Here is a 13,998-nt window from a genome sequence, read left to right on the forward strand (position 1 = left end):
TGCTGGCCAAGCGCGGCTTCGACCCGGTGCTGGGCGCCCGCCCGCTGCGCCGGACCATCCAGCGCGAGATCGAGGACCAGCTGTCGGAGAAGATCCTCTTCGGCGAGATCGGCGCCGGCCAGGTCGTACAGGTCGACGTCGAGGGCTGGGACGGCGAGGACACGGAAGCCGCGAGCTTGGTATTCCGAGCTCGAAGTCGGGAGAAGATTTCACTGACCTGATCCGTTGGAAAGCTGCCGCGCAACATGGGGCCGTTGCGCGGCCTTCGGCACGTCATCAATATCTACGAATTCGATCACGGCTCGAAAAGAATCTTGATTATTCGCCTGTTCCTGCTGTCTGCACCATTGACTCAGAAAGGTTAAAAAACATATAGTAATCGATATCGTTATACACATAGTCAGACGCTGGAGGTGTCTGGATTGAGCTCTATCAAGGAGACGTACGAGTCCCTGAACCTGGAACCGAAGCCGATCCGTCCGCACATCCTCGCCGCGGCCACCGTGGCCTTCGGTGAGGACTACTATGCCGCGCGGAAGGAGACCATCAACCTCTCCGGCTTCGTTCAGCTGAACAAGTGGCCCATGCCCGGATTCGAGCATCGCGTGGACGAAAAGGGCTACGCGGAGTTCGAGACCGAGTTGATCTCGGCCCCCGAGGTCGGCATCAAGGGCTACAGCTACGAGTTGGACGACCGCATTCAGGTGCTGTCGAACCCGTTCCTGCCCAACACCGGTCACGTACGGCAGATCACGCCCGGTAAGAACTTCCCCGCGGAGTTCCACATTCGCCGGTTCGGCATCCTGGAGTCCAGCACGCTGCGCCTGGCGCACCGCAACGTGATCGACATCTACGGTGTCGTCGACCATGTTCCGCCGTTCAAGAAGCCGCTGACCGGCCCGTACCTCGGCAAGCCACGCGGTGACGGTCCGTTCGATGTCATCGTGGGGCCCAACGTGGTTCGAGGAACCACACTGCCCGAGGCGTGGTACCCCGCCAACGAGGACAACGAGCCGGTGGGCATCACGCCGAGCATGTTCTTCATGCCGAGCGCCGGGCCGTGCATCTCGATGCTGGTCGACCCCACGATGATCATGCAGGTGTCGTTGGAGGGCCAGGCCACGCTCGAGGTGGATGGCAAGGAGGTGAAGGTCGACCTGGCCGGTGACTACAAGAAGGCGGCCGGCACGGAGATCCTGCTGTTCGGGCCCGAGAAGCACGACGAGGGAGCCGGTGTGCTGGCACAGATCTCGCGTGTCGCGGTGTCCGGTCACTGCGCCGAGCTCGGCGGGCGCGTGATGCTGAGAGTGAGTTTCCCGCGTCCGTCCGGTGGCACGCTCGGCGAAGGCACCGAAGACAGCCTGAGCCGCGTCCGCTACCCGAGCGAGCTGCACATCGACACCGAGTTCGAACTGGTCACCCCCCGGGCGACGCTGTACGCGACGAACCCGGTGCACGTGTTCGGCAAGCTGGCGAGCATGGAGGCCACCGGGACCGAGCTCCGGATGAACGGTGCGGACGCCGCGCTCGTCACCACGGAGGACGAGGTCAAGGCCAGGCTGACCGGTATCAACCTGGTCATGCGCGATGCGTTTGTCGGTGAGCACGCCGCCGTGAACGTATAGGTGGGACTCCCCGAGCGGCCGCTGCTTGACGCCGGCCGCTCGGGTGGGTTTCCTAGAGTTATCTTTAGCGATAATTCACCCATGACCGGCGGGAGGCATCGTGGATCAGCTGGTCCTTCTCATGCATCAGGTGATGCTCTCCGACCGGCCCCGGGTGAATGCTTATGATCAGGCCCTGAAACAGGCCGTCGAGCCCGGCTCGGTCGTCATCGACGTCGGTGCCGGAACGTTGGCGCTGTCTCTGCTTGCGCTGAAACACGGTGCCGGGCATGTGTACGCGATCGAGGCGGACCCGGAAGTGGCGGCGGTGGCCGAACGAATCATCGCGATCAACGACGTGAAGGAACAGCTCACCCTGATCCAGGGCGACGCGCGTGCGGTGAGGCTGCCTCGCAAGGCCGACGTCATCGTCTCCGAGATGATGGGCAATCTCGGCCCGGAAGAGAACATGATGCGCGTACTGGACACCGTCGCTCGCAAGAATCTGAGGCCGAACGGCCGGATCATCCCTCGCGAGCTGACCACCACGCTGGCCGCCATCGAATTCGACGACGAAGGCTGGGGAATGTGGGGGCGGGATTTTCACGGCTACCGACTCGACGTCGTGCAGGAATTCGCCGAGCCGCGCGCTCAACTGCACTTCTTTCAGCGTGAACCTCGGCTGCTCAGCGATGCCGTGCCGATCTCGGACCGCATGTGCCTGTCCATCACGCGGCCCGGAAATCTGCATGCCGTCATGGGATTCTTCACCGCCGACCTCATCGATGGTGTCTCCCTGTCGAATTTTCCCTCGTATCAAGGATGCAACTGGGCAGTCTGGATCTGGCCGTTGCGGCACACTCCGGTGACCGACGGCGACGCTGTGCGGGTGACGGTGTACCGTCCGTCCGACTCCGCCCGGTCCCGGGTGGTCACCGATTGGCGGCTGGACTGTGCCATCTCTCGGGGAGGTGGGGCGTGATGCCGTTTTCCGTCGGGACGGTGCGCGACATCCCTGTGCGCGCGCTGAAGCTGTGCGGCCTGACCTGGTCGGGAGAGTTCCTTTGGTTCTCCGAAGGCGTGCTCAACCAGATCATCGCGGTCGACCCGGCAACGGGTGCTGTCGAACACCGAATCCCCTGTGCGGCAGTCCGATCGGACCTGACCACGATGGGCGGCTATTTGATCCAGGTCGTCGGGGACGACCGCGCACTGCGAGTGATCGATCCAGCGACGGCCGACACGGTCACGGAATTCCCGAATCCCCGTCCGGGCGCAGGACTGTCCGGACTCGAGGCAACCCAACACGGAGTATGGCTGGGCTACGAGGATCGAAAGGCGATCGATCTGCGCACGGCCGAGGGGCTTCAGCTGATCGACACCATTCCCGTGCACGCACCACCCGCCGGCGTTACCGTCTCCGACAGCTACATCGCGTACGCCGACTACCCGGGCGGCATGATCAATCTCGTCAGCTTGGACAGCAGGCGCGAGGTCGCTTCGTACCATGTCGCCGGAAACCCGACCGGGCTGACCTGGGACGGCAGCCGGATCTGGTACTGCGACCACACCACCTTGCAGCTGCGTGCGATCACGGTACCGGGCCTCAGCAGTCGGTAGACGGGTCGAGAAGCCGTCCGGACCCGTTGGAGGCTTTCCAGTTGGCTTCCCAAAGAACAGGCAAGGTCGCTATATTAAATTGAATTGACTAGCGGGTTGGGTGGAACGATGCGGGTCAACGTATTCGAGCCGGCGTTGGGCGACGAAGAGCTGGAAGCCGTCCGGGAGGTCTTCGCGAGCCGGTGGATCGGTCGCGGCAGCAGGGTCGACACCTTCGAGCGAATGTTCGCCGAGCATCTCGGCGTGGACCGTGGGCAGATCACCTCGACCAACTCGTGCACCGAGGCCACGTTCATCGCGATGGAGCTGCTGGACGTGGGTCCCGGGGATGAGGTCGTGCTGCCGGCCGTAAGCTTCGTCGGCGCAGCCAACGCGGTGGCCGCTCGCGGTGCCCGCCCCGTATTCTGCGACGTCGACTCCCATACGCTCAACCCAACCGTCGAGCACGTGCGCTCGTGTTTGACTCCGGCGACGAAGGCCGTGGTGGTCCTGCACTATGCCGGAAATCCGGGCGCGATCGCAGGCATTGCTCAACTGTGCGAGGAGTGCGGTGTCAAGCTGATCGAGGACGCCGCCAACGCCATCGCGTCCCGGGTCGACGGCCGGGCGTGTGGAACATTCGGTGATCTCGGGGTATGGAGCTTCGATCACGGCAAGATCGTGAGCGCGGTCGACGGCGGCATGCTTTATGCGCGCGACCCAGACCTGGCCGCCCGCGCTGCGAAACTCGCCTACCTCGGGATGGAACAGACGAGCGGGTACGCCGAGGCGATGCGCTCCGCCCTTCGATGGTGGGACTTCGAGGTGACGTCGTTCTCGCGTCGTTCGGTACTCAACGACGTGCTCGGTGCGATCGGCTGCGTACAGCTGGGCAAGCTGGAGAAGTTCGTTGCTCGTCGGCGCGAAGTGGCCGCGCACTACGACACCGCACTCGCCGCGGTGCCCGGTCTACGCTTGCCTGCCCGGATTCCATCCGGCTACGAACACTCCTACTTCCTCTATCCGGTCCAGATGTCGCCGGGCGTGCGAGATCAGGTGGCGCAGGATCTTCTTCGCCGTGGTATTTACACCACCTTTCGCTATCGAGCGCTGCACACCGTGCGGGCATACGGCTCCCGGGCGAGCCTCCCCGGCGCCGAGCGTGCCGCGGCGTCCACCCTGTGTCTTCCGCAGCACCAGGCGCTCAGCGACGAGGATCTCGCCTTCGTCAGCGACGCACTGACCGAAGCGTTGGCCGTACGACATACCTGCGCCTGAGCGGACGAAGGAGGTCCGGATGCAATACGGAGCCGAGCACGCCGATCTGTACGAGATCGTGTTCGCAAGCAGGGGAAAGAATTTCGACCGCGAGGCGAAGGAACTCGCAGACCTTGTCAGGGCTCGATTCCCGCGGGCACTGAGCCTGCTCGACGTCGCCTGTGGTACCGGTGCGCACCTGGCCGCATTCGGAGGGCTGTTCGAATACGTCGAGGGTGTCGACTGCTCCGAGGACATGCTCGCGGTCGGTCGGCGCAAGCGCCCCGATCTTCCGCTACGGCACGGTGACATGCGCACGTTCGACCTCGGACGCACCTTCGATGCGGTTGTCTGCCTGGGCAATTCGGTGGCTTGCATGCCTACCGTGGAGGAGTTGGGAGCGGCGATCCGGCGGATGGCGGATCATCTGACACCGGGCGGAGTGCTGATCGTCGAGCCGTGGTGGTTCCCTGACGAATTCCTCGACGGCCATGTCGGCGGTCACCTGGTCACCGAGGCGGGACGGGTGATATCCCGGGTAACGCACGCCGCGCGGCGAGGGGACAGGACCCGGCACGAAGTGAATTTCGTGGTCGCGGATGCGAGCGGTATTCGGACGTTCACCGATGTCCTGTGGGTCAGCCTCTTCACGCGGGAACAGTATGCCGCTGCGTTCGAACGCGCCGGCTGCACGGTCGATCTGGTGAAGGGACTGAGTTTGGATACCGGACGCCCGAACGGCCCGGGACTTTTCGTCGGGACACGCCGATGACGCCGGCCTGCCGCGTCTGCGGCGGACATGTTCGAGAGTTCTTCGACTTCGGCCGTCAGCCGATCTCCGATACCTTCATCGCCCCCGATGAAGCGGGCACCGAGTGTTTCTTCAGGCTTGCCATCGGTATCTGCGATTCCTGCGCGATGGTCCAGTTGTTGGAAGAGGTCCCACGGCACCGGATGTTCCACGCCGACTACCTGTATTACTCCTCGTCGTCGGACTTCATGACGAAGCATTTCGGCTCGGTCGCTCAGCTGTTCATGGAGACCGAACTGACCGGCGCCGATCCGTTCATCGTCGAGATCGGCAGCAACGATGGGGTGATGCTCAGGCACATCGCGGAGGCGGGTATTCGGCACGTGGGCGTCGACCCGGCCGTTACCGTGTCGGCGACGGCCAGGGCGGCGGGCGTGCGGGTGTGTACCAGGTTCTTCGAGGAGTCCTCGGCGCGTGAGCTCCGGGCTCGGGAGGGTCCGGCGGACGTCATCTTCTCGGCGAACACCACCAGCCATATCGCCTATGTCGACTCCGTCTTTCGCGGGGTGGATGTATTGCTCGCCGATGACGGGGTGCTCGTGCTCGAGGACCGTTATCTCGGGGACATCATCAGGCGGAATGCCTTCGATCAGATCTACGACGAACATTTCTACCTGTTCTCGGTCCGCTCGGTCTGTAATCTCGCGGCTCGCTTCGGGTTCGAGCTGGTCGATGCTGTGCATCTGCCCGTCCATGGCGGAACCATGCGGTACACGGTCGCGCGTCGGGGCAGGCGCGAGGTCGGCCCGGCCGTAGGGGAGTACCTGGCCCAGGAGGAGACCGGACTTACCGATCCGGCGACGCTCGAGAATTTCGCCGCGAACGTGGACGCCATCTGCGCGGATTTGATGGAGTTGATGGTGAGGTTGCACGCGGAGAACAAGTCCGTGGTCGGCTACGGCGCAACCTCGAAGAGTGCGACGGTAGTGAACTACTCCGGGCTCACGGCGGACCTGGTTCCCTATGTCTGCGATTCGACCCCCGCAAAACAAGGCAAACTGTTGCCGGCCTCGCATATCCCGATCCGGCCGCCGTCGGCGTTCCGGGATCCGTACCCGGACTACGCCTTGCTTTTCGCATGGAATCACGCCGAGGAGATCATGGCCAAGGAACGGGTCTTCCATGACGCCGGTGGCAAGTGGATCCTCTACATACCCGACGTGCACATCGTCTGATCGGCAAGCGGCCTAACGGTTTCCGTTACCTGCCCGATGGCACACCTGTGCGCCACCTCCTCGTTCGTGCAGGAGCAGCAGGGTGTAGGCGGCGACGCTGCTTGCTTCGGAGATCTCACCGGCATTGATCATCGACTCGACCATGACGCGAGGCAGCCACGTCGACCGCATGTCCTGCTCCTCGCACTCGCGCTGGGGCGGGCCGGCTGTCAGGTCGGTCGCCAGGTACACATGTCCTCGTTGCGCAGTCATTCCGGCTGCCACATCGAGCGCACCGAGATAGGTCATGCTCCTCGCACGCAAGCCCGTCTCCTCCCGTAACTCCCTGTGCGCGAGATCAATCGGGTCGGCGTGAGTACCTGGTGGTGGAGAGCCGGCCGGGAATTCCCAGCAGCGCCGGTTGACAGGGTAGCGAAATTGTTCGACCAGATGCAGGCGATCACCGTCCATCGGAATGATCATGGCGAAGTTTGCCCGCTCGATGACGCCGTAGATCCCCGCGCCACCATCGGGACGGAGCACCGTATCCTCACGCACTCTCATCCAGGGATTGGCGTAGACGGCTCGGCTTCCAATCGTTTCCATCCGTACGGATCGTTTCTCATTCACTGTGGTCGTTGCGTACCGAACGGCGATCTGACCAACCTGTGGCTCGACGGCAGGTGAGCGTTCAGCCGGGGGAGGCCAGCCAGACGTTCGCCAGGTCGGGTGCGAAGCGGAGCGAGGGCATGGGAATCGCGCTGCGCACCCTGACACTGTGTAGGTCCGGAGGAGCGGTCGAACGGAACAGGATCGGCAGGATTGCGGCGTTGTCGAGGATGCGTCGTTCCGCTTCCTGCCAGGACTTGATCGCTTGCGCGGGCTCCTCTGGTGAATCAAGCGCCTGGATGATCAGCCGATCGGTTTCCGGATCGCTGTAACGGCCGTAATTGGCGGTGCTACCGGAGGCACTCGTCTGGAACATGGGCTGCAGGAAGGCACGACCATTGTTGTGGTACCAGTGCGGCCACCAGGATGCGATGGCGATATCCCATTCGCCTGTGTCCGTGCGCGTCGGGTCGTGCAGAAGATCTCGGTAGTCGGTCTGGCCGAGGCCGATCGATCGCACGGTCAGGCCAGCCCTTCGCAGATCGGCGGTGTAGGACAGGCCGAGCGCGCGGCTCGTCTCTGTCTCCGGGTAGATCGCGGTCAGTGTCAGGCCGTCCGGATATCCCGCCTCCGCCAGCAGCTTCCGGCAATGTTCCGGATCGCCCCTGCCGAACGGTGTCGGATAGGGATCAAAGTCTTGGTGACCGTCGTTGCCGGGCGGGATGATCGAGCCCGCGATACGGATCGTGGCGCCTGGGTCGAGTTCACCGACGATCGCGGCGATGGCGGCCTTGTCGACCGCGTACATGAGCGCCCGGCGGACCCTTACATCCCGGAGCGTCCCGCGCGTATTGAACACGAGGTAGGGGTCCAGGGCGAGCCCGTACTCATGCACGCCGGTCGCGGACGAGTTCCCCGGGAGTGTTCCCCAGGGGAAGTCGGCCTCTCCGGTCGCTATCCTGTGCACCACCCGATCCGCGGACACCGGTTCCGTGGTCACCTCCACAGTCTCCGGGTACTGATTGCGGACAGGATCGACATCCTTGTGCCAGAACGGATTCTGCCGCAGCTGCAACTGCTTACCCACCAGTCGGCGGGCGAGCCGATATGGTCCGGTCGACCGTATGTTGTCGGGTAATTCGGGATCGTCGGGGAGGAAGGCGTCGTACTCGGCCGGCGCCGGTGACGTGCACGGCAGGGTGAGAAGGTCGATGAAATCGAGCGCTGGCCGAATGAGCTCGAAGACGACGGTTTCGTCGTCGAGGACCCGAACGCCTGAAATCTCGTGCGAATTCTGATAAGCGGCCAGTGCCACGGGGTTCGGACCGGCGCCGTGCACCGCAGCGGCGTAGCCCTCACAGTACTCCGCCATTCCCCGAATGGTGCTGGTGAAATAGGGAAGTACCGCCGGGCCGCGGAGCGGGTTGCACATCCGTTTGAACCCGCGCGCGACGTCGTATGCGGTCACCGGCCGCGCAGGTGTGGTATCCCACAGCACACCCGAGCGCAGATGCACGACATAGCTGGTGTAGCTGGCACCTACGCCGGCGTTGTAGATGGACGGAATCTCCCGAGCCAGATCCGGTATCGGCGCAATGGCCTGCCAGCTGTGGAGGTCTGCCACCGGTCGGTAGGTGAACAGTTGCCTGCTGAGCAGCCTGAGAATCTGATCGGTCGGTGTCCGAGGCGAGCAGGTCGGGTCCAGCCGGTCGATGTCACCGGGCCCGTACAGGCGCAGGGTCCCGCCGCGGTGCGGTTGCGCTTCCGGTCCGGTCACGAGATCTCCTCGGCGAGTTGGGCCATGATCTCGAGCGCACGGTCGATCTCCTGGTGATCGTTGAAGATATGCGTGGTTATCCGCGCGGCGTAGTGCTGATGGGGTGATCCCGGGACGTCGAATTCGGTCCAGCGAGCCGAGATTTGATACTCGGCCGCCAAACGGCTGACGAAGGCGTGGATCTTCTTGACGTTCCACGCGTCCTCCCGCCGGCGGAACGGGTGGAAGGCAATCAGCGGTGAGCGTAGCCGTGGGTCCGCGCCCGGCGAATACATCGCCTCGAGTCCGAAGCGCTCCGCAATGCGGGTGCGCGCGTACTCGGCGAGCGCGAAGATGCGATGTTCGATTCGCTCCCGGCCGATCTCGTCCCACAGCTCGCAGGCCTTGGCCAGCGCCGCACCTCGGGCGATGTTCGCGCTACCCACGCTTTGCAAGTAGTCGCCGATGTTGTCGCTCTCGGTCCGGGTCGTTGTGCGCGGCGGTGGGCTGCCCTTCATCGGGTACCACGTGGAGATGATCGGCCAGAATGTCGGCAGCGGTAGTGGGTTGTGCTCCGGGTGGACCTTGTTGCGTACGTAGAGAAGACCTGTTCCGAGCGGTCCACACTGGAACTTCGCCCCGGAGCACGAGATGAAGTCGGCGCCGATGGCGCGCATATTGCAATTGAGCATCCCGGGTATCAGGGCCCCATCGATCACGGTGATCAGGCCGTGGCGGTGGGCGAGTTCGCAGAGCTGCCGCATCGGCAGCATCGTCCCGGTGAACAGGGTGATGCCGGAGAAGGCCAGCACCCTGGTCCGCGGGGTGATCGCAGCCTCGAAGAGGTCGATGATCTGCTCGGTCTGCACGTCGTAGCCGACGGGGAGGGTGACTGTCTTCAGGGTGATGCCGTACCGGTTACGGAGGAGGTTGAAGTTCGACAGCATCGAGTAGCACTCATGGGTGGTTGTCACGACCTCGTCGCCTTCGTGCAGGTCCAGGCCATGAATAACCCTGGCCGTGCCGTCCGTCGTGCTGTGGGTGATCACCATCTCGTCCTGATCGACCCCGTAGGCGCGGGCGATGGCGGCGCGATGCTCGGAGTACATGCCGGGCGGATAGACATCCATCAGGCTGCCGCTCCACTCTCGGGTCACCCGGTCCACCGTGTCGAGGACGTCGTACGGCATCGCGCCGACGGTACCCGTATTCAGGTGGATCGCGCCCGGAGTGAGAGCGAACAGATGCCGGATCTCTTCCCAGGATGCTTCGCCCAGACCGGGCCGGGATGGCGCTGTGGTGAGACCCATGGTGAACCCCTGTCTCCGACGACCACGTCACTCCAAAGATAGCATATGATTTTGAAGTGAAATACTGCGGGGAGCTGTCCGCGGCGGCGTTCATCGCGGCGATGCCGAAGGTCGAACTGCACGTGCATCTGCTGGGTTCGGCATCGGTCGAGACGGTATCCGGATTGGCTTGTCTCCGACCGGATCTCGGTGTGCCGGCAGACCCGGCCGAGTTGGGGCGCTATTTTCGCTTCACCGACTTCGCCCATTTCATCGAGGTGTATACCGCTGTCAACAAGCTGGTCACCAGCGGTTCCGATGTGCTGGCCCTGGTCGTCGACCTCGGGGCTCAGCTGGCCGCGAACAACGTGCGGTATGCCGAGGTGACCGTCACCCCGCTCTCGCATCTGCGCGCCGGAATCGCCGCGGCAGAACTGGCTCGAGCGCTCACCATTGGTCGTCGTATCGTCGCGGCGCGGAATCGAATCCACATGAACTGGATCTTCGATGTGTCCGGTGACGACGGTATATCCGGGGCTTTCGCGACGGTGGACTGGATCCTGCGATACCAACCGGAAGGGGCGGTCGGCTTCGGACTCGGCGGCCCCGAACGTGGAGTTCCCCGTCGCCTGTTTCGCCCCGCGTTCGACAAGGCGAGAGCCAACGGGTTGCACTGTATCCCCCATGCGGGCGAGGTCACCGACGCGGGTGAAGTATGGTCTGCCGCACGCGATCTCGGCGCAGAGCGGATCGGCCACGGTATTCGGGCGGTGGCCGATCCGCGACTGTTGGAGCACCTGGCCGACCGTGGCACGACCCTCGAGATCTGCCCATCCTCGAATCTCTGCACGGGCGCGGTTCGGACGCTCGAGGAGCATCCGCTGCCCGCGTTGCTTGCCGCCGGTGTGCCGATCACGATCGGCACGGACGACCCGACGATGTTCGACACCACGCTGAACCGGGAGTACCAGCTCTGCCACGACCGGCTGGGCATTCCGCTGCGGACCCTCGTCGACACCGTGGAATCCGGAGTGCGCGCGGCTTTCTGCCCCGAGCCGCTGGCTCGGGAGATTCGTCATCACCTCGACGCATTGCGCGAGCGACTCGATGGGCCGCGCAGCGCGCTCGCCGAAGGCTACCGTCCGTAGGCCTTCAGAAAGGTACTATTTTTGTAATCTAAATGGGGAGAGTCATGAAAGCACGGTTCGCGCTCGCGAAGCGGGCGGTGCGGGTGACGGCGACGGTTGTCACGATTCTGGTTCCCGCGATCATCGGAGGCATCGCCCGCGGCGTGCGGCACGGTCGGGCGGCCGGATGGCGGCATGTCTACCGGCGGTCGGCCGTTCTGCTGATGACGCTCGGGCCGACCTTCGTCAAGGCCGGTCAGGTGCTCGGTACCCGGCGTGACGTCCTGCCGCCGGCGCTGTGCGACGAGCTGTCGACGCTGCAGGATTCGGTCGCGCCGCTGGACGAGGCCCGAACCGCAGTCGCGTTGGCGGAAGCGTACGGTACCGAGGTCGACGATGTTTTCGCCGAGCTGGACCCGCTGCCGGTTGCGTCCGGGAGCGTGGCGTCGGTGTATCGGGCGCGGTTGAAGTCGGGGCAGGACGTCGCGGTCAAGCTGCGCCGGCCCGGTATCGAGCAGACCATGTCCGACGATCTGGCCCTGATTCGCCTTGGGGCCGCACTCGTCGCGCGGTTACCGGTCTTCCGCGGCGTTCCTGTCGAGGAGGTCGTCGGGAACATGGCGAATGCGGTACTCGGGCAGCTCGATTTCGAGCGGGAGGCCGACAATCTGCTGCGGTTGCGCAAGAATCTCTCCGAGGTGCCACGGGTCTGGGTGCCGAAGGTCTATCCCGAGGCCTGCCGCCCCCGGTGCATCGTGATGGAGTTCATCCCGGACCTGGCGGTGGATACCGCCGACCACTGTTCTCCGGCCGCCCGTCGGCGCTTCGCCGCGTCCGGCATGGCCGCGATGTATCAGATGCTGTTCGTCGACGGGTTCGTGCACTGCGACATGCACCCCGGCAATCTGTACTTCACCCGCAGCGCGCAAGTGGTGGTGCTCGACGCGGGCTTCAGTGTCCAGCTGTCCGACCGGCTCCGACGACTGTTCGCCGAGTTCTTCATGAATATGGCCATCGGTCGCGGGCCGCACGCCGCCGAGATCGTGATCGAAAGTGCGGCCAGGGTCGCCGACGACGCCGATCTCGAGGGATTCACCGCGCGGATGGCCGATCTGGTCGAGCGCAGCCACGGTCAGTCGGCGCGAGAGTTCAGTCTGATCGCCTTCGCCATGGAGATGTTCGATCTCCAGCGCCGCTTCGGTATCCACGCCGCGCCGGAGTTGATCTTCCCGCTGTTGTCCCTCCTGGTCATCGAGGGCACCATTCGCGAGCTCGATCCCGATCTGGATTTCCAGGAGGCGGCCAAGCCGCAGCTCATGCGAGGGCTGTTCGGGGCCGAGCGCGGGCGTTCTACGTTTCCGTGAAGAGGCCGTCGAGCTCGATGGCGCGCAGGGCACGTGCGGGGAAGTCGCAGTACCAGAGATGGCAACCGTCCGAGGTCATTCCGGTGGGATGGCCGGGGAGGCGGACAATGCCGACCGCCGCACCAGTCGCTGCGCTCGTCGCCCGCAGTACCCCCTCCTCGAAGTCACCGTGGATCACCATGCCGTCGAAATAGGTCAGGCCCGAGGGGGATTCGCCGTCCACCCCGTATTCACGTTCGATCTCCATCGTGTCGTAGTTCCGCAGCTGCACCACGGTCGGCCCGCGCAGGCACATCCACAACCCCTCCGGGCCGAACTCGATCCCGGTCAGTCTGCCGCTGGGTGGCGGAACCTCCTTCTCGCCGACGGATTCCCCGGTGCGCCCGTCGATGAGCAACAGCCGCTTGGGACGGCCGCCGACCTGGAGCAGCCGGCTGCCGTCGTAGGCGAGATCCGCGCGCACACGGGAACAGGCAAGGGTGCGGCTCACCGTGCCGTCGACCGGGTCGATGGCGTAGATCGCCTGCGCGTTCTGATCCGAATGCCACAGCATCGAGCCGTCCCACGTGAGCCCGCACAGATAGGCGGCGGGAGCGGGCAGCGTCCGGACGATCGGCGCGGTGTGGCTGAGGGGCATCGGTCTCTCCTGACCTGGCGACCATTTCACTTCCATAATATATTGTGAGCTAAGGGGTGATGCTGATGGAAGCCGGGTTCGCCGACCTCGCGCAGGCGTACATCGATCGCTACCGGTTCTCGAGTAGGCGCAACCTCACCTCGTGGATCGGGATGGAGCTCGACTGGGACGAGGACTATTGCCGCCGGGTTGCCGCCTTCTTCGAGCAGGCTCCGTTGCTGGACTACAGCCCGTCCCTCGCCGAACTCTACGACCGGTTCGCGTGGGAGAACTTGCAGCAGTACCGCGTGGTTCTAGACGCCGGGATCACCGTGCGGCCCTGGCTCGCGCGTGGGCAGCCGTACCGGCGATCGGACGAGTTGCGGGCGTCGGTCCGAGCCACCGGCGTGCTCTATGTGTATCCAACGAGCTCCGGCCACGGTCCTGGGCCTCCCCGCGGGTTCCATCCGATGCGGAAACCGTCGGGCGTTGTGGCAGACGGCGTGGAGTTGTGTCACAACGACGTGTTCCGGGTCGTGCACGACGTCTTCGGGCACATCGTGTCCGGGAGCGGATTCTCGCCCCGGGGGGAGTTCAAGGCGGCCTTCTGTCATATGGGGATGTACTCCGACGACGTCCATCCCGTGCTGTTCACCGAACACATCGCCCAGATCTGCTGGTACTTCTTCGGTCCGCACGCGCGCGAGCGCCGCTACCCGCCGCAGAAGGTATTCGAGTATCCCCGGAGCTATCTGGATCGGTTTCGGGACCTGTTCGTGCCCCCTAGGCAATCTAACTTAATTTAGATATGG

At 64.3% G+C, this 13,998-nt stretch carries 13 protein-coding genes and 1 pseudogene; 10 read left to right on the plus strand and 4 right to left on the minus strand.

Annotated features, from left to right (window positions below; genetic code table 11):
* The 7 genes and pseudogenes from IU452_RS25665 to IU452_RS25695 all read left to right on the plus strand — a co-directional run.
* A pseudogene (locus tag IU452_RS25665) lies at nucleotides 1-158 on the plus strand (hypothetical protein); the annotation flags it as partial.
* Nucleotides 159-413: 255 nt separating this feature from the next.
* The gene (locus tag IU452_RS25670; RefSeq protein WP_324192816.1) at nucleotides 414-1,625 is read left to right on the plus strand and encodes a DUF6004 family protein; all 1,212 of its coding nucleotides are present in this window, start codon (nucleotides 414-416) and stop codon (nucleotides 1,623-1,625) included.
* Between the two features lie 100 nt (nucleotides 1,626-1,725).
* Nucleotides 1,726-2,586, plus strand: coding sequence for a 50S ribosomal protein L11 methyltransferase (locus IU452_RS25675; protein WP_195111746.1), 861 nt, complete (start codon nucleotides 1,726-1,728; stop codon nucleotides 2,584-2,586).
* Nucleotides 2,586-3,224: a hypothetical protein gene (locus tag IU452_RS25680; RefSeq protein ID WP_195111747.1), complete on the plus strand. Its 639-nt coding sequence runs from the start codon at nucleotides 2,586-2,588 to the stop codon at nucleotides 3,222-3,224. Before IU452_RS25675 ends, IU452_RS25680 begins: the two co-directional genes overlap by 1 nt.
* Before the next feature lie 108 nt (nucleotides 3,225-3,332).
* On the plus strand, nucleotides 3,333-4,481 hold the full coding sequence (locus tag IU452_RS25685) for a DegT/DnrJ/EryC1/StrS family aminotransferase (protein WP_195111748.1): 1,149 nt from the start codon (nucleotides 3,333-3,335) through the stop codon (nucleotides 4,479-4,481).
* Between the two features lie 19 nt (nucleotides 4,482-4,500).
* On the plus strand, nucleotides 4,501-5,232 hold the full coding sequence (locus tag IU452_RS25690; protein WP_195111749.1) for a class I SAM-dependent DNA methyltransferase: 732 nt from the start codon (nucleotides 4,501-4,503) through the stop codon (nucleotides 5,230-5,232).
* Nucleotides 5,229-6,446 (plus strand): class I SAM-dependent methyltransferase, encoded by a 1,218-nt coding sequence (locus IU452_RS25695; RefSeq protein ID WP_195112018.1) that lies wholly within the window; start codon nucleotides 5,229-5,231, stop codon nucleotides 6,444-6,446. The genes IU452_RS25690 and IU452_RS25695 overlap by 4 nt, the downstream gene beginning before the upstream one ends.
* A gap of 12 nt (nucleotides 6,447-6,458) precedes the next feature.
* Here IU452_RS25695 and IU452_RS25700 read toward each other — a convergent pair whose 3' ends face one another.
* From IU452_RS25700 to IU452_RS25710, 3 genes are all read right to left on the minus strand, one after another.
* Complete coding sequence (locus IU452_RS25700) at nucleotides 6,459-6,989, minus strand: NUDIX domain-containing protein (protein WP_228818790.1); 531 nt, start codon at nucleotides 6,987-6,989, stop codon at nucleotides 6,459-6,461.
* Nucleotides 6,990-7,116: 127 nt separating this feature from the next.
* Nucleotides 7,117-8,811 carry an ABC transporter substrate-binding protein gene (locus tag IU452_RS25705; RefSeq protein ID WP_195111750.1) on the minus strand — a complete coding sequence of 565 codons (1,695 nt, stop codon included), beginning with the start codon at nucleotides 8,809-8,811 and terminating at the stop codon, nucleotides 7,117-7,119.
* Complete coding sequence (locus tag IU452_RS25710) at nucleotides 8,808-10,100, minus strand: aminotransferase class V-fold PLP-dependent enzyme (protein ID WP_195111751.1); 1,293 nt, start codon at nucleotides 10,098-10,100, stop codon at nucleotides 8,808-8,810. The genes IU452_RS25705 and IU452_RS25710 overlap by 4 nt, the downstream gene beginning before the upstream one ends.
* Nucleotides 10,101-10,156: 56 nt before the next feature.
* Here IU452_RS25710 and add point away from each other — a divergent pair, with 56 nt between their 5' ends.
* Nucleotides 10,157-11,227 carry an adenosine deaminase gene (gene add, locus IU452_RS25715; protein WP_324192817.1) on the plus strand — a complete coding sequence of 357 codons (1,071 nt, stop codon included), beginning with the start codon at nucleotides 10,157-10,159 and terminating at the stop codon, nucleotides 11,225-11,227.
* Nucleotides 11,228-11,271: 44 nt separating this feature from the next.
* Complete coding sequence (locus IU452_RS25720; protein WP_195111752.1) at nucleotides 11,272-12,570, plus strand: ABC1 kinase family protein; 1,299 nt, start codon at nucleotides 11,272-11,274, stop codon at nucleotides 12,568-12,570.
* Here IU452_RS25720 and IU452_RS25725 read toward each other — a convergent pair.
* Nucleotides 12,557-13,207, minus strand: coding sequence for a hypothetical protein (locus IU452_RS25725; RefSeq protein ID WP_195111753.1), 651 nt, complete (start codon nucleotides 13,205-13,207; stop codon nucleotides 12,557-12,559). The genes IU452_RS25720 and IU452_RS25725 overlap by 14 nt on opposite strands.
* A 65-nt stretch (nucleotides 13,208-13,272) precedes the next feature.
* Between IU452_RS25725 and IU452_RS25730 the strand changes: the two genes are divergently transcribed.
* Entirely contained in the window at nucleotides 13,273-13,992 is a 720-nt protein-coding gene (locus IU452_RS25730) for a crotonobetainyl-CoA--carnitine CoA-transferase (RefSeq protein WP_228818768.1), read from the plus strand.
* The last annotated feature ends 6 nt before the right edge of the window (nucleotides 13,993-13,998 follow it).

The sequence above is a fragment of the Nocardia transvalensis genome (genome assembly GCF_015477765.1).
GTDB lineage: Bacteria > Actinomycetota > Actinomycetes > Mycobacteriales > Mycobacteriaceae > Nocardia > Nocardia transvalensis_A.